We start from the raw sequence: 22242 nt of genomic DNA on the forward strand, positions 1-22242 counted from the left end.
TCCATGAATCGTGGTGACTCTATCAAGAGACGCTGATCGCGACCGGCTCACCACCGCCGTGGCCTCGTCAGCCACACATGGCAGGATGGGCTGTTGGAGAAGTCAGCCACCCACCGAGTCGAGAGCGTGAACCGATATGCCACGTCGCGTACTGATAACAGGGGGCGCCGGGTTCATCGGTAGCCGCCTCGCCGAACGCTTCGCGGGTGCCGGAGATGTCGTGACGGTCCTTGACTGCCTCTTGCCGCAGGTGCACGGCGACGACCCGGATCGGTCTGAGTCACTGCAGCGAGCCCGGGCCGCGTCCGACGTGGTGATCGGGGATGTCACATCACGCGACGACCTGCGTTCGGTCGTCGGCGGCCAGGACATCGTCGTCCACCTCGCCGCCCTGACCGGCACAGGCCAATCGATGTACGAAATCGACCGCTACACAAACGTCAACATCCAGGGGACCGCGCGGCTGCTCGACATCCTCGCGGCGGAGGAGAACGCGGTTTCGCGCCTCGTGGTCGCGTCGTCGCGTTCGGTGTACGGGGAAGGCTCCTATCGCTCTGCCGACGGCGTGACCGTGTACCCGGAGCCCCGACGGGAAGCAGATCTGCTCGCGGGTGACTTCGACGTTCATCTCAACGGCGCAGACCCGCTGTCGATGGTGCCCACCCGCGAGAGCGCGCTCCTGCATCCCTCCTCGATATACGGCATCACGAAGCAGGTCCAGGAACAGCTGGTGATGACCGCGTCTCCGACGCTCGGAATCGAGCCGGTCTCATTGCGATATCAGAACGTCTACGGCCCCGGACAATCTCTGAACAATCCGTACACGGGGATCCTCTCGATCTTCTCTTCGTTGATCCGCCAGGGCAAGGAAGTCAACATCTTCGAAGACGGCTTCGAGAGTCGGGACTTCGTGTACGTCGACGATGTCGTGGAGGCCACCTACATGACGGCGGTTTCCCCCGCTGCCGCGGGTCAGATCTTCAACGTGGGCAGCGGCACCGCTACTACCGTGCTGGACGTCGTTGCCGCTCTCTCCGAGGCCTATGGCCGGGCAGCGAAGACGAGAGTCTCCGGAAGTTTCCGGATCGGGGATATCCGACACAACGTTGCTGACGTGTCGGCGATAGAAGCGGCCGTCGGCTTCCGCGCCCGAGTGCCGTTCACGGAGGGCGTTCGGAGATTCGCGGCATGGGCCGCCGAGCAGCCGCTCACAGAAGATATGTATCAGCGTTCGCTCGATGAAATGGCAGCACGCAACCTCTTGAAGTGACGACGCTCTCCGAACAACCGATGACAGAGGCCCCACGGGCCGTGGAAGGACAACCCTTGTGAAGGGCATAATCTTGGCGGGCGGCTCCGGCACCCGTCTCCATCCGATCACCCTGGGCGTGTCGAAGCAATTGATCCCGGTGTACGACAAACCGATGGTCTACTACCCCCTCTCGACGCTGATGCTGGCGGGTGTACGCGACATCCTGGTCATCACCACGCCCCACGACGCCGCACATTTCGAGCGTTTGCTCGGCGACGGGTCACAGTTCGGCGTGAGCATCACCTTTGCACAGCAGCCCTCGCCGGACGGCCTCGCTCAGGCATTCACGATTGGCGCCGATTTCATCGGTGACGACAGTGTCGCCCTGGTTCTCGGCGACAACCTTCTCTACGGCCCAGGCCTGGGAACGCAGCTCAAGCGATACACGAACGTCGTCGGCGGCGCTGTTTTCGCATATTGGGTCGCTGACCCCGGGGCCTACGGCGTCGTGGAGTTCGACGCCGAGGGCCGCGCGATCTCTCTCGAAGAGAAGCCTGAGCACCCGCGAAGCAACTACGCCGTTCCCGGGCTGTACTTCTATGACAACGACGTCGTCGACATCGCACGCAATCTCGTCCCAAGCCATCGCGGCGAGTATGAGATCACGGACATCAATCGCGAGTACCTGACCCGCGGATCGTTGCACGTCGAGGTACTGCCGCGCGGAACGGCCTGGCTCGATACAGGCACATTCGATCAGATGACGGACGCCGCGGAGTACGTGCGAACAATGGAGCGCCGCACAGGTCTGAGAATCGGTGTTCCGGAAGAGGTCGCGTGGCGGCAGGGATTCCTCGATAACGACCAGTTGAGGGAACGCGCCGCGAAACTCGTCAAATCCGGATACGGAAAGTATCTGCTCGACACGTTGGAAAGAGGTCGCTAATGGCACGTCTCGTCGTGACAGGTGGAGCCGGATTCATCGGATCGAACTTCGTACACCATGTGGTCTCCCATACCGATCACCACGTGACGGTCCTCGACAAGCTCACTTACGCGGGGAACCGACGCTCCCTCGACGGGCTCCCCGACGACCGTCTCGCCTTCGTCCACGGCGATATCGCGGACGCCCCACTCGTGGACGAATTGTTCCGATCTGCAGATGCGGTGATCCACTATGCCGCCGAATCCCACAACGACAACTCGCTCGATGATCCGCGACCGTTCCTCGAGACGAACATCATCGGCACTTACACGCTGCTTGAGGCGGCTCGCAGGCACGATACGCGGTTCCACCACATTTCGACCGACGAGGTCTACGGCGATCTGGAGCTCGACGACCCGCAACGCTTCACCGAGTCCACGCCCTACAACCCGTCCTCTCCTTATTCGTCGACCAAGGCCGGGAGCGACCTCCTGGTGCGCGCATGGGTGCGGTCTTTCGGCGTTCGAGCGACGATCTCTAATTGTTCGAATAACTACGGGCCGTACCAGCACGTCGAAAAATTCATTCCGCGCCAGATCACGAACGTCATCCGAGACATCCAGCCCCGGCTCTATGGAGCCGGCGAAAATGTGCGCGACTGGATCCACGCCGACGACCACTCCTCAGCGGTACTCACGATCCTCGAGAAGGGCACGATCGGCGAAACGTATCTGATCGGAGCAGACGGCGAGAAGAACAATAAGGACGTCGTTGAGATGATCCTGCAGCTCATGGGCCGCCCGCGCGATGCCTACGACCACGTCACCGACCGCGCAGGACACGACATGCGCTACGCGATCGACTCGACGAAGCTTCGAGCGGAACTCGGTTGGCGGCCGTCTTTCCAGGACTTCGAGGCCGGTCTCGCGGCGACCATCCAGTGGTACCGCGAAAACGAGGACTGGTGGGCGCCGACGAAGGACCGCGTTGAAGCCTTCTATGCTTCGAAGGGGCAGTGAAGTGGCGATGGAGTTTGGAAAAGAACTAGTTCGACACGACACCACCATCCCCGGGCTCGAGTTATGGGACATCCCTGTGCACGGCGACTCACGAGGCTGGTTCAAGGAGAACTGGCAACAGGAAAAAATGGTTTCGGCGGGACTGCCCGATTTCCACCCTGTGCAGAACAACATTTCTTTCAATGAAAAAGCGGGAACTACCCGCGGCATCCACGCGGAACCGTGGGACAAGTTCATTTCCTTGGCCTCCGGCAGCGTGTTCGGGGCGTGGGTCGATCTGCGACAGGGAGAGACGTTCGGCACCATATTCACCGCGGAGCTAGACCCCTCCACCGCGATCTACGTGCCGCGCGGAGTCGGAAACTCCTATCAAACGCTCGTCCAACACACGTCTTACAGCTACCTCGTCAATGAGCACTGGTCGGCCGAAGCGCAGTACACATTCCTCAATGTCGCTGATACCACAGTTGCGATCGCGTGGCCGATTCCTCTCGCAGACGCAGAGCTCTCGGCGAAGGACCTGCAGCACCCGTTCCTTGATGTGTTGACGCCGCTGCCGCACGAATGACGATGCCCGGCGCGTTGAGGGCGGTCAGTCCGGATCAGGCGGGAATCCCGGTCCAGCGATCTGACAGCGTCAGCTGCATCGCTCAGGTAGATTGGGGTGATTTGTGTCCACAACGTGCGACGGAGAGATATGGGCTATCTGAAGGAGGTCGTCGGGGCGCGCGAGCTGCTAGCGAACCTGGCGCTCCGGGAGATCCGAGGCAAGTACAAGCGGACAGTGCTCGGACAGCTCTGGTCCTTGGCAAATCCCTTGGCCCTGATGCTTATCTACACAGTGGTGTTCTCGCTGATCTTGCGCGTTCAGCCAGGTCCCGGCGATCCGAGCGGCCTGAACATATTTGCGCTTTGGCTCCTCGCCGGCTTGCTGCCCTGGCTCTTCTTCGCGAATTCTGTGAGTCTCGCCATGGGCTCGCTCGTAGATAATCAGAACCTCATCCAGAAGGTGTATTTCCCGCGGATCGTGCTGCCCCTTTCGGTCATCGCTTCGATCGCCTACACCTGGTGCCTCGAGATGTTGGTTCTCATCATTGCGCTTTCCATCGCGGGGGCCGTGGTGTGGCCCTGGTTGCCGTTGGTCGTCGTGGCCATGGTCTTGCTCGCGCTCTTCGCTGCTGGTTTTGCCCTCATGCTCTCAGTCGCGAACGTCTATTTCCGAGACACCCAGTATCTGATGGGCTTGCTGTTCCAGCTGTGGTTCTACGCAACGCCGATCATCTACCCACTTTCGTATGTCGCCGATCTGTCGGTCAACACCGGCGGAATCGCAGGCACCAACATCACGCCGCTGGACCTGTTCCGTCTGAACCCCATGGAAGGATTCGTGGACATATTCAGAACGATGCTCTACGACAACAGAGCTCCCGAGCCGATCTCGTTCCTCATTTGCGCAGCTTGGGCGGCGGCGGCTCTGACCATCGGCCTGTTTGTTTTTCAGCGCAGGGATGCACGCTTGGCGGAGCTGCTGTGATGAAGGGGCAAGTGGACGTCGTCGATGTCGGGAAAAAGTTCCGGCTCTACAAAGAGCGGAACCAGAGTCTCAAGTCGGCCGTTATGCGTCGGCGGATGTCCGTGCACGAGGACTTCTGGGCGGTCCGCGACGTGAGCTTCACCGTCCCGGCAGGATCGACGTATGGCCTTATCGGAGGCAACGGGTCCGGCAAGTCGACCCTTCTGAAGTGCCTCGCGAAGATCTTCACTCCGAACGAGGGCGAGATTCGTGCCGAGGGCAAGGTCGCGGCCCTTCTCGAGGTGGGGTCGGGGTTCCACCCAGAACTGACTGGTCGGGAGAACATTTTCCTGAACGGCTCGATCCTCGGGATGAGCCGAAAGCAAATCCTCGCGCGGCTCGACGAGATTATCGATTTCTCGGGCGTCGAGGCCTTCATCGACCAGCCCGTCAAGAACTACTCCTCCGGAATGTACGTGCGCCTCGGCTTCGCCGTAGCTATCAACGTTGAGCCTGACATCCTTGTCGTCGACGAGGTCCTCGCGGTCGGCGACGCCGAGTTCCAGGAGAAGTGTGCACTCAAGTTCTCGGACTTCCGGCGCGAGGGGCGGACCGTGATCTTGGTCAGCCACGCTATGGATGCTGTACGGACCATGTGCGACGAGGTCGCGTGGCTACGAGACGGCCACCTCGTCACCACAGGTCGTCCGGACTCCGTGATAGATGAATATCTCGCTTCGCTTCATGGCGATGCATAACGAGCGGAGGGTTGGATGACCGCCGCAGGCCCCACCGACCTACCCTCACCGCGACGGTCATGGCGTAGTTTTCCCGACCATTCTCTCGGGCGTGCGCTGGACGGGCACCGGAATTCCCTGGGGCTGTTACGTCTTGCCCTAGCGACGCTCGTCATCTTCGACCATGCCTTCCCTCTGGGGGGATTTGGCGAAGACCCGTTCTGGCAGTACACCCGGGGGCAAACGTCACTCGGTGGGATCGCCGTCGGCGGGTTCTTCGTCATCAGCGGGTACCTCATCGTGAAGAGCGGCGCCAGCGCAGACATCATTCAATTTCTGTGGCGGCGCGTCATCCGAATTTTCCCAGCCTTTTGGGGCGTCTTGGCGTTCGGGGCGTTCGTCGTCGGTCCATTGGCGTGGCTCCGCCGCGGGTCAGAACTCTCCGACTACTTTGTCTGGACATCTAACGGCCCGTTCGCGTACATCACCGCGAACTGGACGCTAACGATCAACAACTACGGCATCCTCGATGTCTTCTCCGGAACGCCCTACGGCCAGCAGCTGGGCGGTGCGAGTGTGCTCAACGGCTCCTTGTGGACGTTGGCATACGAGTGGGGCTGCTACATGCTCGTCGCGGTGCTGGCGATAGCGGGAGTGTTGTCTCGAGCTCGCATCATCGTTCCAGTCTTGACGGGCCTGGTGCTCGTCGCGCAGGCGATCTCACTCGCTGCGCCCGGAAGTATCGCGCAGGTACTTCCCCTCCTCGGAGACCCACAGGTACTTTTCCTCGCCTTGGCATTCCTCGTCGGATCAACATTCGGGATCTACTCGGACACAGTGGCCTTCGATGACAGGATCGGTATCGGCGCGATAGCAGTGTTCATCGCAACAGCTCTGACCGGCGGGTTCTTGACCTTGGGTATCGTCGCCGGCGGCTACGCGGTCCTTTACCTCGCAGCTCGCCTGCCACGGAGCGTGCAGTGGATCGGCGCTCGGAACGACTATTCGTACGGTGTCTACGTTTACGGCTTCCTCGTGCAGCAAAGCCTCGCGGCTGCGGGAGCGAATCAATGGGGATACGTGCCCTATGTGTCACTGACGATCGTCATAACCTTCGGGCTAGCATGGCTCAGCTGGCATTGCCTTGAGAAGCATGCGCTTGCGCTCAAGTCATGGGGTCCCGGAAAGGGCTTGCCGTGGCTATTGCGCCGCGGTAGCTCATCATGGGGCGGCACCCCGCACAAACTCTCCGAAAAAGACTCGACCGACGGGGCGGCTAGATGACTCGCTTGGCCATCCAATCAGTGCTCTTCGGCAATGACCCGGGCGCCATTCTTCGCGCCGCGGAGGCCGCGGGAAACTCGGCACAGCGGGCGATGGCGGCAGGACTGATCGGTGATTGGGAGTATCGACTCGGCGACTGCTCGCCGAGGCCGCTGTTCTCGGAATCGTCCGCAGACCTTTGGCGGACAGCAGTCGAGGGCTTCGGCGGCGAAGCTGCCTACACGTACTTCGACGAGAACCTCGGCTCAGCGGCTGGTCATAACCGTGTTGCCGGCGAATCGCGCAGCGACTTCATCATCGTGATGAACCCCGATATCCGGATGAGCCCGGACACGATTTCCTCGCTCCTGCGCGCAATGCATCCCGACGTCGGCATTGTCGAAGCAAGACAGCTCCCCCTCGACCATCCGAAAGAATACGAGCAGTACACAGGCGACACGGCTTGGGCCTCAACTGCGTGCGCGATCACGCCTCGAACAGTCTTCGAGGCTGTAGGCGGGTTCGACGCGGATGCCTTCTTCTTGTATGGCGATGACGTTGACTACTCGTGGCGAGTCCGTCTCGACGGATATCGAGTGGTTTTCGAACCGAGTGCCCGCGTGTTCCATGACAAGCGCCTGACCATCGACGGCGATTGGCCAACATCCGCTGCCGAGCGGTACTACTCAGCCGAGGCGGCTCTGATGCTCGCGCAGAAATACTCTGCGGATGAGCGCGTAGAAACTCTGTTGGAGCAGTTCGATTCCAGCGGGATATCGTTCCTGGAACGAGCTGCGTCGAAGTTCCGCTCGCGTCGTTCGGCCGGAACACTGCCACGTCAGCTCGACCCAGACCACCGTGTTGCGAAATTCTTAGGTGACTTTTATGCCATCCACCGATTCTGATCAGCCGATGGGTTCGAGCTTCAGCGGGCCGACTCTGATGTCACTGCTCACGCGTCTGGGTGACGGCGCTAGCGCTGACCCCAGCCTTCGGCGAGCAATAGACATTTTGTCTGTGCAGACCGAGCGGCAGAACTCGGAGAACCGCCCGTTTCTTTCCGTCGTCGTTCGAACGCAGGGTCGCAGGCTGGAGGCTCTCGCGGACGCGATGCTCTGCCTCTACGGCCAGAGTTCCGCGGACTTCGAAGTCCTCCTCGTGTGCCATGATGCCGACCCCGCTTCCGCCGTCAGCATCAGCGCGCTCGTGGAATCACAGCCCGCAAGCTTCAGGGAACGTATCTCTACCATCGAGGTCACCGGCGGCCGCAGGGCACGCCCGCTCAACGTCGCGACCGAACGCGCACAGGGACGATATATCGCCTTCTACGATGACGACGATCTTCTTTTCGGGCACTGGGTCGAGGCATTCCGCATTTCGGCTGAGCGCGCGCCCGGTCGGCTCTTGCGGGCTCGCGTCGCGTCTCAGCGGGCCATCCCAGAAATGTGGCCGCAAGATCAGGATGGTTTTCGGCATACGAGTTGGCCCAACACCGAATACCCCGCCCATTTCGACCAACTCGCTCACTTCGGCATGAACTACTCCCCCTTTATGGGCTGGGCCTTTCCACGAGAGCTCTTCCACACATACGGTCTGCGCTTCGATGAAGAGCTCTATGTGTGCGAGGACTGGGACATGATCCTGCGTGGTTCCCTCATTTGCGGAGTTGAAGAGGTGCACGAACTGACTGCCATCTACCGGCGGTGGGAGGGGATCGAATCGTCGTACACGAGCCATCACTCGGCCGAATGGGAAGCGTCGCAAGCGCGTGTCATCGCGAGACTCAATGAGTCCCCGATTATCTTCCCCCCGGGCACAGTCATGGAGATCCTCGCGCTTCTCAGCGCTCGCTCTGAACTCAATAACGTCCGGGGCGGGCTTGAGGCGATATACACGAGTCGATCCTGGAGAATCACGGAACCGGTCCGGGGTGTTCTCCGCTACGCGGCATCCGGCGCCCGATTCACGAAGCGGGCGGTACGCCGGGTCATTCCGTCACGGTCGAGCCAATGAGCAACTATGCGATCCTGGGAGCCGGCGGGCAGGCTCGGGAGACGGCGGATTTTGCAGATACTCTTCCCGATTTTCTCGCGGTAGACCTCGCTCTCGCTCCGTCAAATCCCGCGTTCCGGACCGTTTCGATCTCTGAACCGTCGACGTCAGACCGCGATGTCCCCGTCGTGGCAGCGATCGGCGCACCGGGCGCACGCCGGGAGTTGGTTTCCCGATGGCCGGGACATCGGTACGCCAAGATAATCTCGCGCCACGCATATATCGCCGCCGACGTCGAAATTGGGCCGGGGTGCATCGTCGCTCCCGGCTCAGTCATCATGACCGGTGTTCGATTGGGTCCACATACGCTCGTGAATGCGGGTGCCACGATTGGGCACGGAACGATCCTTGAGGAGTACGCAACCCTCGGTCCCGGAGCCCACGTCGGTGGCGACAGTCATATCGGTGCAGGCACATATATCGCACTCGGTGCGGCGGTCTCACACAAGATTGAGATCGGCGCGGGTGCAGTCGTCGGCGCTGGAGCAGTTGTCCTCGAAAATCTGGCCGGCGGCGCTCTCTATGTTGGCGCCCCAGCTCGGCGGGCACGCTCTCAGGAAGGATGGCTTCATGCCCTTTGACATTCCTTTCATCAAGCCAGTGATGCCGCCGCCGGAAGAAGTCGCAGCTGATGTGTCACAGATAGTCTCGTCCAACTGGTACACGAACTTCGGCCCCTTCGAGCGTCGGTTTCGCGAGCAGATCGCCGCCTATGTCGGTGAAGTGAGCGCCGCCACCTTCTCGAACGCGACGATCGGCTTGCAGGCTGCCCTCACGGTCATGCTGGCGGGAAAGCCGGCCGGGCTCGTTATCGTCCCATCGTTTACTTTCGCAGCCGGTCCGCACGCTATCCGATCTGCTGGGCATCAGCCCCTGTTCATCGATATCGATCCGGCGACTCTTCAGCCTTCAGCGGCACACGCGCGCAGCGCGCTCAACGACTACGGCGACCAGGTCTCGGCAATCCTCCTCTGCAATACCTTCGGAATCGGCACCTCGGTCGCCGAGTGGGAGGCTATGGCCCAGGACGCCGGGATTCCTCTCATCATCGACTCGGCCGCGGGTTTCGGGTCGCGCTATCCTGACGGCCATCGACTCGGGGCGCGCGGAGACTGCGAGGTGTTTTCATTTCATGCGACGAAGCCGTTCGCCATTGGCGAGGGCGGTGCACTTTTCTCTCGGGACGCCGAGATAGCGACGCGCGCGCGCGAGTTTTCAAACTTCGGCTTCTCCGGGCTGCAGGGCGCGACCGCTGCCGGAACGAACGGAAAACTACAAGAGATCAACGCCGCCATCGGCATTCGACAGCTGTCTCGATTCGACGCGGTGATTGAATCCCGACGCGGAGTCCTCGAGAGCTACCGTCAGGTCCTTGAGTCGACAGGCGCCGGCGGACTAGTCCCTAACGCGGACCAATCATCGGTGTGCTTCGCGTCCGTCGTCTTCGTTGATCGCGACACTCGCGACCATGTCGTGACGAGTCTTCGGGACCAAGGCATCGAGGCGAGGGTGTACTACGCGCCGCCTGTGCACGAGCAGCCGACCTTCGCGGACGCCGCGATAGCTGGTGACCTCCACGGGACGGCCCTGATCAGCTCCCGTATCGCCTGCCTACCCGTATACGAAGACCTCCCTGCACGAGCTCTGAGTGCGCTAGAGCTCGCAACGTTGAAGCAGTGACCGGATGGAGCCAAACACATGACGCGAGACAACGATCCCGACGCCGAAAGCGACCGGCTGGAACGCCGCCTCGACCAGATCCACGCCCATCTCACTGAACTCGAGAGCCGGCAAAGAGGAATGCTCGATGAAACTCGGATTCGTTGGCGCGAAGAAGATGCGATCCTGCAACGTCTCGTGCTTCGAGCAGAAGTCGAGATCGAGTCCGAGCGTCGACAGCGGGACCATATCCAGGACTCCCGCGACCGGCTCGCGAGATTTCGTGAGGAATCCGGATACGACGAACTATGGGATGACGACAATCCTCTCGTCTCGGTAAGGATTGCGACTTTCGACCGCACCGAGCAACTCATCGACGTCGCCATTGAATCGGTCCTCAAGCAAACGTACGACAACATCGAGATCGTCGTCGTAAATGATGGACCAAATCCGCGTACGCAGGCGGCGCTGAAGGCTCTCGGGAATGACAAGATCCGATACAGCGAGCTACCTCGGCGTACTGACTATCCTCAACATCAGCATCTGCGCTGGATGGTCGCCGGTGCGGCGGCCATGAACGAGGCTGCGAGGCAGGCACAAGGCAAGTGGATCGCGCCACTCGATGACGACGACGAGTTCGCGGACGACCACATCGAGCGCATCCTGCGGTTGGCAAGAAGCGAACGTGCCGAGCTCGCGTACGGTGCACTCATTCGTCGTGACCTCGACGAGGGCACAAAGGAACTCATCTTCTCCGATCCGCCGGTGATTGGGAAGTTCAGTTTCCAATCCTCCATTTACCTGGAGGGCCTCCGTTTCTTCAGCTACGACGAGGAGAGCTGGAGAGTGGAAGAGCCGGGGGACGGAAATCTGATCAGAAGGATGCGGGAGGCCGGGGTGCGGTTCGCGGGCACGCCCGACGTGCACGCTTTCATGAATTCTCACCGGTTCGACCGCCGAGACTCATGATTCGTCCGCCGCTGCACATCCACGTCGGCGCGGCCCGGCATTTCCTCGGTTGGGAACTGGAACACTTCGAGCAATACTTCATCCTCGTCGATCAGCCGGACCCTGGTGTATCGCTGCTCGCTTTTGGCCCCGACGTCATCCGGTCGGGCTCAGAGCTACCCGCAAGTAGTCGCTTTCTGATTCAGTTCCCCGGATTCGGGCACAATCCGTTGCACGATCTCGCCGTCCGCGACGCTGATCTCCAACTGATCAATGACCGATACGACCTCGTCTTCGTAAATCCTGGACCGCTGGAGGTTGCCTATTCGACTTCAGACCGACTACGTATTTTCCCGGTGAGCATCAACGTCCGACTCCTCGAACAAACTCCTGCACGGTACCGATCAACCCTCGACTCACTAGTGCACGTTTCGAGCCGAACCGCCCAAAAGGACTGGCAGCGCAGCGCATCGATCATGAAGAAGTCCGGGCTGCATCACGAGGTGTATCCACCTTTGGATGATGAACTTCGCCTCCAGATGGGACTTCGCGCACACCGGCGGGCCGCACTAGCTGCGAAAGTGGGTATCCGCCTGAGCGTGATGCCTTTAGGCTACGTGAGCCACGCCGAGACGATCAAGACCTATCGTCGGCACGACGGATTTGTGCATGTGGCACGCGATGTTCGACACCAGACGATGATCGATGGGAAATACACCGCTGCGTTGATGGAGGCGGCCGCGACCGGCGCCATCACGTTTTGGCACGATACCCTGTCCCTCGGTAACGACTTCGAGACCGTGTTCGATCTGCCCGAAGATACGCGGGCCGCGGCAGATCGCATCCTAGAACTCCGAGACACGCTTGACATCAAGCAGCACAGTATCGATACCGCGACAGAGATGCGAGCCAAAGCTGACCCCGGGCGCTCGGTCCGTGTGCGGGTCGACCAGATGATGGAAGTGATCGACTCGCGCTAGGCCGCGGCAGAGATGCGAGCCGGGATCGCCCGTCCGTTCGTGAGCGGCTCCGTGTCCAGTCGTAATTACCGTGAGTTCCACGATCATGTGGTGCGAGTGTGTAGCGCCCGGCTTCATCGGAGGCTTTCAGTGACCGGTTCGCGGAGCGCAGCGGGGACTTGGTGAATCGTAGTGGGTGCTGCTCGACCTCGACGGAAGCGATCCTGCCGATCGCGGAGTTCAGCGGCAGTGGTTGCACCAATCGATGTATCCGGCGACCGCAGAGCCGATCAGGCGCGGTAGGAGTGAACGCCCGCTCGACCAGATCCAGAGGCAACTCGGAAGGAGCCCGGGAAGGGTCGTGCGCGGTCCCCGGTGCCGCATTACCCCGCGGAGCTCGTCACCGCGCATCAACCGCGTGGACCTTCCGAACCCTGTAGCCGCTGTGGTTCTAAGAATGAACGCGTCGGATCCGTGTCAATGCGACCTCATCGATGACCGACCGTGCCGAGAGTTCTGTCGACGACGCTCGAAAAGTAGGCCATTGCGACGTGTGAAAACGAGGCCACCTGGTTGTCGTTCGGTCAGTCTGCCGGATCTTGGGTTCTGATGCTCGGAAGGCTGTCGATCCCGCGTCCGCGGAGCCGGTAGCTGGCGCCCTTCAAGGTGAGGACGTCGGCGTGGTGAACGATGCGGTCGATCATCGCGGCGGCGACTGCTTGATCGCCGAAGACCCCGCCCCAGCCTGAGAACGGCAGGTTGCTGGTGAGGATGAGCGAGGCGTGTTCGTAGCGGCTCGAGACGAGTTGGAAGAACAGGTTCGCGGCGTCTTGCTCGAAGGGGAGGTAGCCGACTTCGTCGACGATGATCAGTCCGTAACGTCGCAGCCGTGCGAGCTCGCGAGGGAGGTTCCCTTGCCGGTGCGCGTCGGTGAGGCGGGTGACCCAGTCCGTCGCGGTCGCGAACAGCACCCGGTGGCCGTGCCGTGCGGCGACGATCCCAAGTGCGGTCGCGAGGTGCGTCTTCCCCGTTCCGGGCGGGCCGAGCAGGACCACGTTCTGCGCTTCGAGCAGGAAGCCTCCCGATGCGAGAGCGGCGATCTGCTGCCGGGTCGCGGGCTGGGCGTCCCAGTCGAAGTCCTCGAGCGTTTTCCGCGCGGGAAACCCGGCCGCTTTGATCCGCAGCTCCGCGCCGGAGGCGTTGCGGGCGCTCACTTCGCGTTCGAGGACGGCGGCGAGGTAGTCCTCGAACGACCAGCCCGCGTCCCGTGCTTGGTCGGCCATCCGACTGGCGGCTTCGGTGATCCGGGGAGCTTTGAGCGCGCCGGCGAGGTAGGTGATCTGCTTGATCGACTCGGTCTGCTTGCCGGCCATCACGCGACTCCTTCGATCCCGAACGCCCGGTCGTAGTCTGCGAGATCCCTCGTGAGGTCGTCGCCGAGGGCGGCAGGGCGGGGAGCTTGGAACTGCTGCCGCAACCGTTTCGCCGTCTCGACATGCGTGGGATCGGTGACCGTGCTCCCGCGCGCCCAGACGCGGGCGTGGTCAGCGACGATCCGCCCGTCGAGCCGAACCCGAACCCGGTCGAGGTCGGCGGTGACGTCAACGAGCCGCCCGATGGCTTGCGGATCGACGGAGTAATCGGACGCGTCGAGACGGACGTAGTAGTCGCGTCCCAGCCTTACTCGCTCTCGCCAACCGAGCTGCAGCGGGATCGGCGGGAGCGGCAGCATCCGGGACCGGTCGTGCTCGATCAGATCGACCGGGCGGGCCTTGATCGTCCGCACGACCCTGCTGTTCGCTCTCTCGAGCCAGTCTGCGAGTTGAGCGTTGAAGTCCGCCGGTGAAGTGAACGTGCGGCCGGGCATGAACGAGGTCTCGAACCAGCCGTTGCGGCGCTCGACGATCCCCTTCGATTCGGGGTCGTAGGGGCGCAGCTGGACGACCTTGGTGGCGAGGGTGCCGGCGAACGCGGCGACGCCTTGTGCGAGCCGACCCTTCTGCCCGATGCCGGGCTCGTTGTCCCAGATCAGCCTGCGCGGGACACGGCCGAGTTGCTGGATCAGCTCCCACGACCCCAGCAGCAGATCCTCGGTTTTGCGCGTTGGGATCATCTTTGCCGTGACGAAGCGTGAGTGCGCGGCGACGATTACCAGCACGGGCAGCAGCACGCTCGTGCCGTCCTCGAGCGGGATCTTCGCCGGTGGGAACCAGAGATCGCATTGGGCCGCATCACCAGCAGCCCAGCTGAGCCGGTCAGCGGGGTCAACCGGGCGATGCTCCGGCCGCAACCGACGCACGTTCTCCCGGAACCAGGTGATCGACCCCGACCATTCGACCCGCTCCGCGATCACCGTCGCTGGCATCTCCGGATGCTCCGCCAGCAACGCTCGCACTCGCGCCTCGAACGGCGTGAACGACGTCTCCTGCGCCGGCCGCTCATACTTCGGCGGCCGATCCGACGCCAATGCTCTATCGACCGTTGACCTGCCGATGCCCAGTTGCCTCGCGACCTGACGATGCGGAACTCCATCCGCGACGAGCCGCCGAATCAATGCCCAATCCTCCACCGAGATCACCCACCCAATCTGTCTGGGTGGCCTCGTTTTCGCCCGTCGCTATGGCCTCGTTTTCAACCGTCGCCGACAAGTTCGGCGGTCTTGGCCGCGTAGTGCGCGGAGGGGGCAATCGGCGATGCCTCGCAGACCGGCTCGACCCCGAAGTCGTCCTTGTCTGTGCGCGTCGATGTAATCGACCTTCAGCTTCGTGGGCGCTTGAGCTCCGCCGCAAAAAAAGCCGATGCGCTCCGCAGGATCGCGATCGCTCGTCGCAATTCTCGAACTCCACGCTCGAGGGCAGCAATATGCTCCGCGTCATCCGTGGAGCGGCCCGGTCTCAGACCACCGTCGATTTCCGCACGGTGCACCCCGTGGCGCAGCGTGTTGGTCGGTATCCCGAGCTGATGCCCGACGTTCGTGCACGCCCCCGGCGACGACCATCCTCATCGCGCGCGGCCAGAACCAACCGCACCGCCCGGTCCTTCGACTCAGGCGGATACTTCCTCAACTTCCCCGTGCTTCTCATCCTTTCGTACTGTCAGGAGCCTCCACCAGAACCGGGGCGCAACACTGCCTGCTCGACCGTGACGTTCGAGGACGGCCCGCGGTTCTCTCGCGAACGATGCGGGTGGATGGGCGTCTAGGGCCGACCAGGCTCACTCAGCCCACGCTGATTTGCCAGGTTCCGTCGGCCGTTATCTGCATCGTCGCGGGGCTCCGCGCGGACACGGACCCCCAGTAGGACCCGATCTCGTTTGCCAGGAGATCCATGTCACCACGTGAGTCCCTGGACCACACGCCGAAGTAACCACCGCCTGTGTGAGAGATGTTAGCGACCGTACCAGGAGAGTCGAATACGACTACGTCGTCGCCCATGCCGACCGCGGTCGATGACACGTGGCGGGCCGAGGAGATATTCGAGATAGTCATCGTCCAGTGGGCATTCGCGGTGATCTCAAAACCCGTGTAGTGAACCGGGAAATAGTCCGTAAATCCGGCGATCCGTCGACCCTGGTATGCACCAACGGTGCTCACGAGCAGGTCGCGTTTTCCGTCCTGGTCAAGTGCCCAAACCCCGGTGTACCCCGTGCACGAAGGGCAACTGAAATCCACGATCTTCTGTCCCGAGTAGAAGTCCGCGGGCACGACTGAGTCGCCCGAACCCTCCAACGGCTGGGAAGCAACCCACACGGTGATCCACATCGGTGAAGGGGCAACGACATCTATTTGGACCGGCGCCGGAATCCTGTACCCAGCCGGAACACCTTGTGTCGTGACACAGTGGGTTCCGGTCGCGAGAGAGATCCCGAATCCCCCAGACGCCCACCGGCTACTCGCCGTGGTGTTCTGCCAAACGCCGGGGCCACCGACCCCACACGGTCCCTCCTGAATGAGCGCAGTGACGCCATTTACTCCATTACCGTTCGCATCCTTCGCCACCAAAGCGCCGGTAACGATCGGTCGCACGATCGGTCCCGGCACCCACACCGTCACCCAGTTCGCGGGGCGCTCCTCCATCGTGAACATCACGTCAGCGGGAATCCAGTACGGGGCGGGCACATTGAGTGTCTTAATGCAGTACTGCCCGGGCTGGAGCCCGATCCCAAACGCGCCGTAAGCGTCCGCCCGATCCGTGGTGGTGGTGTACCAAACCGCGGGGCCAGAGCAGGTGTTCTTCCGAATCTCGACGGTCACACCGGGGAGTAGTTCAGAGGACGGGCCCTTGATCGACACTGCGCCGGTCCCGAGCACGGCGGGAGTGGGAGGCGTCGAGACATTCGTAGTGACGGTAATCACGACTGAGTTGGACTCGCGGATCGGCTCACCGAATGACCCCTCTAGTGCGTAGATACGATACTTCGGATACCCGTCCTCACCGGGTGCAACGGGCGAAGGATTATCGGAGTTCGCCGCAGGATTGATAACACCGGATATGTTGCCGTTGGCGTCGGAGACTAATTCCAGGTGGTCGCCCGCCCCGGAGATATCGTCAATCTGCAACTCCAACATCAGGTAAACGGTTGAATTCGGGCTCCAGCCAGATCCCGTGAAGGCGATCCCCTCGCCCCAGTTGGGGCCAGCCACGACGATGGTATTCGGCACGACGATCGTGGCCGCTGGCAGCATCACCCTCTCCGTAACGGTGAAATCCACTTGGTTGGAGACCCGACTCTGATTGCCATTAGCTGGGGCGGCGAGCTCGGAAGCTACCAGATACACGCGGGAGTTATGCTCGCCACCGGTCGCGGGAATGATCCACCCCTGCGCAAAGAAGGGCATGAAGGGAGATAGTTCGCCGGTCGAGTTGGCAGGAAGCGACGTGCCGGTCAGTACGTACGGGGCAGCCTCGTCACTGGCAACCACGATGTCGACGGAGACCTGCGCGTTCGGGGTGAAGCCGGACCCGGTGAAGGTTATGGGTGCGTCGAGGTACCCCTCTTCGAAAGTGGTCGGGCTTGTTACCGAAAGCACCGCGTCAGGGAGCGCTGCCTGCGCTTCCGCGGCCGGAACGATCGATGTCGCGACTACCGCCGCGGCGACTACCGTGAAAAGTGCTGCCCTAATGCTGCGCAAAGCTAATCCCCCATGCCCCCAGTCGGCCCCCCATCGACGCCGACACTCATCAACATAGCGATAGCAGGGCGGTGTCGCCATCCTGGGTGGTGGGTCGATCGGACGGACTGGTACGTTTTGGTCACACGCCAGCAGCCAAACGAGTAGGGGTAATCTATGACCGCAACAGCCTCACCTCCCCGAACGCGACGAAACGCGTTGCGCTGGGCGGCTGGACTGCTCACCCTGATTTGCGCGTTCGGCGCTGTGCCCACCGCCGCGAGCGCTGAGGTCATCGGAACCGGGGCTGTGTCAATCAAGGGTCCTGGGTCCGAACTGATACCGGGCGTCGATGTCGAGATCAGGAAAGACGACTGCAGTGGCGCGGCCGTGTGGCGCACGACCACCACGAACCGGCCCGACGCTTACGGCGCATTCGGAATCGGCCTCGCTCCCGGCTCATATTGCGTCCTCACACAGGCGGCCCCCGCTCCCTACTCGATCACTGCCCCCGTCATTTTCACGATGGAGGCTCGGGCTGGGAACTGGGTCACCGTCTGGCTTCCGGGACCGCCGCCTGTCGTGAGCGGCGCGCTGGTGGCAAAGGACATCACAGGCGGTGGTGTCAACGGCGTCACGGCCCTCATCGAGCAAGGAACCTGCGCCTCACCCGCTGCCGCTGTCTGGGAAAACACGACCGCAACGAGCCGCTGGTCCACGGGCGGGTTCGGGATCTCGCTCGAAACCGGAACGTACTGCGCACGAGCGACGGATGTGCCGTTCGGATTCGACGCTCCCGCTCCCGTCGACTTCACCGTCTCGACCCCCGGGCCGATCTGGGTCACCCTCTGGCTGCCCGACACCGTCTGGTCGGGCACGGGCACGTCCGAGGACATTCCCGTCGACTTCGTAGGCGGATCGAAGATCGTCGAATTCTCGTGTCCGGAATGCTCACCAGAGGAGACCACAGGATTCATAAGCAACGATGAGGCCTGCTGCGCCCGTTTCGGGGTTGGCAGGGAGCACACGTACGTCATTGGAAAAGGTGGCGTTTTCGCCCCGCATTTGAAGACCCTACGAATCGATGCGGACGCAGCTTGGACGCTGAAGTTTCTGGAGATGTCGAGGGCGAGGGTGGCCGGCGCTACGACGTCAGGCGAGGGTATGGACATCCTGGTCTTCCCTGAGGGGCCAAGCTCCGTCACCCTCTCGTTCCACGGGAGCGGGGAGCACGCGCTCTGGATTGTCGAACCCAGCCTGAAGGCCGAGGACACGAGCCTCAAGGCGGAGGACATCGGACTGGGATCAGGTGATTTCTGGGGACAGGTGACGATACCGAGTCCCTCGGTGGTGCACGTGTACACGACAGGGACGTGGCAGATCGATCGGCAACAGTGATCGAAGCGCGTAGGAAAGCCTCTTACGAACTCGACTAGAGCAAACCACAACCAACGCAGAAACGCCCCCACCTTGCAGCCCGAAGCTGAGGATGGGGCGTTTCTCTGGGCAGACCATCGGCGATCGGTCAGCGCGTCGAAGGAACGGCGCAGCATGAAAGGCATAAAAATCTGAGCGGCGGGCAGTTTTAGGGATCCTGACCTGACCCCCACTATCACCCGGAGGGGGTCATTGCTCGTGTGACGCTCTAGCCGCAGAAACAAGCTGGCGAACATCGTCAGCGACGCCCCAGATCGCAGGCGAGTCGTACGCCCGTTCCGGAAATGCGCCGTAGTCGAGCCGTACATTCAAGCCGTTCTCCTCGATGAACAACTCGACTTTCTCGGCAAGGGCGACCGGAACGCCGGAACTTGTATTCAAGATCCCCGAGATGCCGGGAGTCATCGCCACGACGGCGATCTGCTCCGCGAGGTCTCGGACATGAATGAAGTCGTACTTCTGCCTACCCATTGTGAACGGGATACTCGCCTGCCCGCTCTCCTCGGCATCCAGAAGCCGAGTAAATATGGACTTGTTACGACGGTCGTCACCGTAGATGTAATAACTGCGCAGCCAGCACAGTTCGGTTTCGTTCGAGGATGCCAGGAAGAGTGAACGGCGGAGAGCGTCCTTCGCTATGCCGTACAGAGATCGAGGGTTCGTCGGGGTCTCTGCGGTAACTCCTCCCTCCCAATAGCCGATCTCGTGCATCGTCCCAAGCACAGCCAGCCGGCTAACCCTCTTGGCTGCTTCCGTCAAAAACCGGAAGTGCGAGGAAAGCGTCAGCATGTGAGACGGCGCCTGGTGGGAGAACCCGTCTTGCCACGCGAGATGGACAAGAATGTCACGGCTGTCCGCGAACAAAGGGTCGACGTCCGCGTTGATGTCCAGGACGTCGATCTCGCAGGTCTCAGCCCGAGGATCGATGTCAGCGGGAGGGAGCGTCCGTGCGACCGCGAGCACGCGGCAGCCCCGGTCCAACAGCGCCGAAACGACGTGCCTTCCGATGTACCCGCTCGCGCCCGTGACAATGACCCGAGGAGCGTTAGCGTTTTGCGGCATGATGCAGCCAGTTTATCGTCCCCGTTGGCGTGAGCCGAACGACATTAGGGTCAGCGCACATCGACAACTGCGCACTGCGGCGCGGTATCGGCACCTGCACCAGCGTTTATCGCGTATGCGCAGACCCAATGTCTGCCGGGAGGCATCGGAACTATCGCATGGTATCCGTGATATCCATCCGCCCCGGGGTGTACCTCCGCACCAGGCGGGTAGGCGGCGTCGGCGGTGAGAGCAAGCCACGTGTTTCCCGCCTGCACGACTACCGTCGTGCGTGTGGCGACAGAATCCGGGTCGACGGCGTAGCCCCACAGCTCAATCCCTCCGGGCACGGCCCAGGCGCCCATCATCCGACTCTTCGGCGATTGATCCACGACGACCGGCTGCGGCACCGTGACTTGTTGGCATCCCGCGTTGACATCGGCACCAGCGGCGAGGTTGCGGAAGTAGACACACAACCAGTGCACGCCGGGGGAAGCGTCGACGCGCCCTCCCCAACCATGGTTCGGGCCCGATCCCGGGTAGAGACTTTCAGCCGTCGGATTAGGTTGATCCGCGCGCCACTCATACCAATTGCTGTCTAGTTGAACGATGACGCTGACCGGCTGAGTTCGCGCATCGGGATCGACCACCCATCCCCACAGGCCGACCTGCTGTCCGACTACGCTGACTTCTTTGACTTGTCCCTTCGGCGATACATCTGCGATCGACGGCACGTAGACATCTTTGCAACCGAAGGCTGTGTTTGTTCCCTGCTTTTGGTTGATCATCGTGACACAGACACGGTGATCTCCCGGGGCCGCCGGGAGCACTCCGCCCCAGCCGTGATTCGTGCCTGCTCCAGCAATGAGCGTCGGACCGAGTGCGTAGGGCGCAGACGCCTTCCACACGAACCACGTTTGATCGACTTGGATGTGAAGATCGACTGCGTTCGGAACGTTGTCGGGATCGATCGACCAACCCCACATGTGGATACCATCGACGCTCGCCCAGACATCCTTCCATTCTCCCCGCGGTGAGACGCGAGGGGGAAGGCTTATCTCGCGACAACCGAGCGACGTATCCTTGCCCAATCCAATATTGATCGCATCCACGCATATCCGTTGCGTCGTCCCAGGCGGCGCAGCGACCATACCCGAAAATGCGTGACGCGCACCGGCTCCAGGGTTCGCCGCCGCGACTGGCTCATACACCTGGTCCGCTGTCCAGACGGTCGTAGCTCCGGCAACGGTGATCCGGATCTGTAGAGCGGCGGTCACATCGTCGACGTCCAGCGCCCACCCTCGAAGGAGGATCCCGTCCTCGTTCGTTGACATCTCCTGAATGACGCCGAGAGGCGACCGGCCTTGCCCCGTGGTTGGACCAAACCAGTCAGTGAAGAAGTTGTAGAAGTTCCGATTCCCGTAGCTCCCGCAGACGTCTCCCGTGCCGTACCCGGCAGCAAGGGATGAAGCATTGGGCTGATAGGGCGTGTAATTGTATAGAGCGGCCGTGGCATAGTTCGTCACGTTGACGTTCGTTCCGCCGCACCCTTCTCTCGGGCTGAAGCCGATCCAATGGACACCGGGTTGGCGAGAAAACCTTCCGGCCGAGTAGTTCTTGAGGGAAGTCACCCCCGCCAGAATCTGAGGCCCGATCCCCGAGTACGCGGGGTCACAAGGGGCAGTATCGGGGCAATTCGCTCCCATCGCGAAAGTGAAATTGCGCTCGGTGGGCGCTCGCCCTGTGACAAGGCTCTGTTCCTTCTCGAGAGTTACCAGGATCACCTTTGCAGAGATGCCACATGCAACCTGAGTCCGGTAGATCAAATCCGAGACGCGCATGGTCCCACCCTCGATTGCGCTGCACACCAGACTTCCCGTGCGGTGCGATATCACGGCGGAACGAGTCGAGACGCTCGCCATACTGGAGTTGAGGCATCGACCGTTTGTGCATCGGTTCTTCTGATCGAGAAACTCTTGTATCTGGGACGCCGACATCGCGCCTCCATCGAAGAAGAGCGAATCTTCGATGATCGTGCCTGCGTCGAAACCCACGACTGCTGCAGTAGCGACGTCCCGGACGGTTGGTTGGGATATCGCAGCCGTCGCGCTCGAAGCGGTAGCTGGCGCGGCGACGAGGGGCGCCATCGTTGCCATGACGACGGCAGCCGAGGCTACTAACGCTAGGCTGCGGCGCCACTTCCGGTACCGCCCGTTCACTACGAGATTCGAAGCACGCATGTGTTCATTGTGAACTAAAGTGACGGATGTTACTACCGGAGGCAGCGCCGCAACCCCGGCATGCACCCGCGGCGTTATGAAATCGAC

General features: G+C 61.8%; 17 protein-coding genes, 1 pseudogene and 1 other annotated feature. Of the genes and pseudogenes, 13 read left to right on the plus strand and 5 right to left on the minus strand.

What is annotated here, in order from left to right:
• The first annotated feature begins 136 nt into the window (after nucleotides 1-136).
• From CGU34_RS10840 to CGU34_RS10900, 12 genes and pseudogenes are all read left to right on the plus strand, one after another.
• Nucleotides 137-1270 (plus strand): NAD-dependent epimerase/dehydratase family protein, encoded by a 1134-nt coding sequence (locus CGU34_RS10840; protein ID WP_100814091.1) that lies wholly within the window; start codon nucleotides 137-139, stop codon nucleotides 1268-1270.
• Between the two features lie 58 nt (nucleotides 1271-1328).
• Nucleotides 1329-2198: a glucose-1-phosphate thymidylyltransferase RfbA gene (gene rfbA / locus CGU34_RS10845; RefSeq protein ID WP_100814092.1), complete on the plus strand. Its 870-nt coding sequence runs from the start codon at nucleotides 1329-1331 to the stop codon at nucleotides 2196-2198.
• Nucleotides 2198-3196, plus strand: coding sequence for a dTDP-glucose 4,6-dehydratase (gene rfbB, locus CGU34_RS10850; protein WP_100814093.1), 999 nt, complete (start codon nucleotides 2198-2200; stop codon nucleotides 3194-3196). Before rfbA ends, rfbB begins: the two co-directional genes overlap by 1 nt.
• Before the next feature lies 1 nt (nucleotide 3197).
• Nucleotides 3198-3755, plus strand: a pseudogene (locus CGU34_RS10855) (dTDP-4-dehydrorhamnose 3,5-epimerase family protein); the annotation flags it as partial.
• Nucleotides 3756-3893: 138 nt separating this feature from the next.
• Nucleotides 3894-4730 carry an ABC transporter permease gene (locus CGU34_RS10860; RefSeq protein ID WP_100814095.1) on the plus strand — a complete coding sequence of 279 codons (837 nt, stop codon included), beginning with the start codon at nucleotides 3894-3896 and terminating at the stop codon, nucleotides 4728-4730.
• Complete coding sequence (locus CGU34_RS10865) at nucleotides 4730-5467, plus strand: ABC transporter ATP-binding protein (protein ID WP_100814096.1); 738 nt, start codon at nucleotides 4730-4732, stop codon at nucleotides 5465-5467. The genes CGU34_RS10860 and CGU34_RS10865 overlap by 1 nt, the downstream gene beginning before the upstream one ends.
• 15 nt (nucleotides 5468-5482) lie before the next feature.
• Nucleotides 5483-6730, plus strand: a complete 1248-nt coding sequence (locus tag CGU34_RS10870) for an acyltransferase family protein (protein WP_100814097.1) — start codon at nucleotides 5483-5485, stop codon at nucleotides 6728-6730.
• 5 nt (nucleotides 6731-6735) lie between these two features.
• Nucleotides 6736-7614 carry a glycosyltransferase family 2 protein gene (locus CGU34_RS10875; protein ID WP_157811282.1) on the plus strand — a complete coding sequence of 293 codons (879 nt, stop codon included), beginning with the start codon at nucleotides 6736-6738 and terminating at the stop codon, nucleotides 7612-7614.
• Nucleotides 7615-7726: 112 nt separating this feature from the next.
• On the plus strand, nucleotides 7727-8722 hold the full coding sequence (locus CGU34_RS10880; RefSeq protein WP_100814099.1) for a glycosyltransferase family 2 protein: 996 nt from the start codon (nucleotides 7727-7729) through the stop codon (nucleotides 8720-8722).
• 504 nt (nucleotides 8723-9226) lie between these two features.
• Nucleotides 9227-10441: an aminotransferase class I/II-fold pyridoxal phosphate-dependent enzyme gene (locus CGU34_RS10890; RefSeq protein ID WP_232711645.1), complete on the plus strand. Its 1215-nt coding sequence runs from the start codon at nucleotides 9227-9229 to the stop codon at nucleotides 10439-10441.
• 18 nt (nucleotides 10442-10459) lie between these two features.
• Entirely contained in the window at nucleotides 10460-11389 is a 930-nt protein-coding gene (locus CGU34_RS10895; RefSeq protein ID WP_100814101.1) for a glycosyltransferase family 2 protein, read from the plus strand.
• Nucleotides 11386-12348 carry a hypothetical protein gene (locus tag CGU34_RS10900; RefSeq protein WP_100814102.1) on the plus strand — a complete coding sequence of 321 codons (963 nt, stop codon included), beginning with the start codon at nucleotides 11386-11388 and terminating at the stop codon, nucleotides 12346-12348. Before CGU34_RS10895 ends, CGU34_RS10900 begins: the two co-directional genes overlap by 4 nt.
• Nucleotides 12349-12911: 563 nt before the next feature.
• On the opposite strand, the gene istB is transcribed toward CGU34_RS10900, so the two are convergent.
• The 3 genes from istB to CGU34_RS10915 form a co-directional block, all read right to left on the minus strand.
• Nucleotides 12912-13700: an IS21-like element helper ATPase IstB gene (gene istB, locus CGU34_RS10905; RefSeq protein ID WP_100814103.1), complete on the minus strand. Its 789-nt coding sequence runs from the start codon at nucleotides 13698-13700 to the stop codon at nucleotides 12912-12914.
• Nucleotides 13700-14905 carry an IS21 family transposase gene (istA, locus tag CGU34_RS10910; RefSeq protein WP_100814104.1) on the minus strand — a complete coding sequence of 402 codons (1206 nt, stop codon included), beginning with the start codon at nucleotides 14903-14905 and terminating at the stop codon, nucleotides 13700-13702. Before istA ends, istB begins: the two co-directional genes overlap by 1 nt.
• 101 nt (nucleotides 14906-15006) lie before the next feature.
• Nucleotides 15007-15124: a sequence feature (AL1L pseudoknot), on the minus strand.
• 420 nt (nucleotides 15125-15544) lie between these two features.
• A complete protein-coding gene (locus CGU34_RS10915; protein WP_157811285.1) occupies nucleotides 15545-17458 on the minus strand; it encodes a hypothetical protein in 1914 nt (637 codons plus the stop codon).
• A 156-nt stretch (nucleotides 17459-17614) separates the two neighbouring features.
• Here CGU34_RS10915 and CGU34_RS10920 point away from each other — a divergent pair, with 156 nt between their 5' ends.
• Nucleotides 17615-18835, plus strand: coding sequence for a hypothetical protein (locus CGU34_RS10920; protein ID WP_157811286.1), 1221 nt, complete (start codon nucleotides 17615-17617; stop codon nucleotides 18833-18835).
• Between the two features lie 228 nt (nucleotides 18836-19063).
• Here CGU34_RS10920 and CGU34_RS10925 read toward each other — a convergent pair whose 3' ends face one another.
• Nucleotides 19064-19936 carry an NAD-dependent epimerase/dehydratase family protein gene (locus tag CGU34_RS10925; RefSeq protein ID WP_100814107.1) on the minus strand — a complete coding sequence of 291 codons (873 nt, stop codon included), beginning with the start codon at nucleotides 19934-19936 and terminating at the stop codon, nucleotides 19064-19066.
• A 50-nt stretch (nucleotides 19937-19986) separates the two neighbouring features.
• Entirely contained in the window at nucleotides 19987-21969 is a 1983-nt protein-coding gene (locus tag CGU34_RS16970) for a hypothetical protein (RefSeq protein WP_198517754.1), read from the minus strand.
• Nucleotides 21970-22242 lie beyond the last annotated feature (273 nt).

Origin of the sequence: Microbacterium lacus, from assembly GCF_002812805.1 — a bacterium.
Classification (GTDB): domain Bacteria; phylum Actinomycetota; class Actinomycetes; order Actinomycetales; family Microbacteriaceae; genus Microbacterium; species Microbacterium lacus_A.

What these genes read in the sequence shown, in the direction of transcription:
- CGU34_RS10920 (WP_157811286.1), top strand. Translation starts at nt 17,615, where the DNA reads ATGACCGCAACAGCCTCACCTCCCCGAACGCGACGAAACGCGTTGCGC.
- istB (WP_100814103.1), bottom strand. Translation starts at nt 13,700, where the DNA reads ATGGCCGGCAAGCAGACCGAGTCGATCAAGCAGATCACCTACCTCGCC.
- CGU34_RS10840 (WP_100814091.1), top strand. Translation starts at nt 137, where the DNA reads ATGCCACGTCGCGTACTGATAACAGGGGGCGCCGGGTTCATCGGTAGC.
- CGU34_RS10870 (WP_100814097.1), top strand. Translation starts at nt 5,483, where the DNA reads ATGACCGCCGCAGGCCCCACCGACCTACCCTCACCGCGACGGTCATGG.
- CGU34_RS10865 (WP_100814096.1), top strand. Translation starts at nt 4,730, where the DNA reads ATGAAGGGGCAAGTGGACGTCGTCGATGTCGGGAAAAAGTTCCGGCTC.
- CGU34_RS10895 (WP_100814101.1), top strand. Translation starts at nt 10,460, where the DNA reads ATGACGCGAGACAACGATCCCGACGCCGAAAGCGACCGGCTGGAACGC.
- rfbB (WP_100814093.1), top strand. Translation starts at nt 2,198, where the DNA reads ATGGCACGTCTCGTCGTGACAGGTGGAGCCGGATTCATCGGATCGAAC.
- CGU34_RS10860 (WP_100814095.1), top strand. Translation starts at nt 3,894, where the DNA reads ATGGGCTATCTGAAGGAGGTCGTCGGGGCGCGCGAGCTGCTAGCGAAC.
- CGU34_RS10900 (WP_100814102.1), top strand. Translation starts at nt 11,386, where the DNA reads ATGATTCGTCCGCCGCTGCACATCCACGTCGGCGCGGCCCGGCATTTC.
- CGU34_RS10925 (WP_100814107.1), bottom strand. Translation starts at nt 19,936, where the DNA reads ATGCCGCAAAACGCTAACGCTCCTCGGGTCATTGTCACGGGCGCGAGC.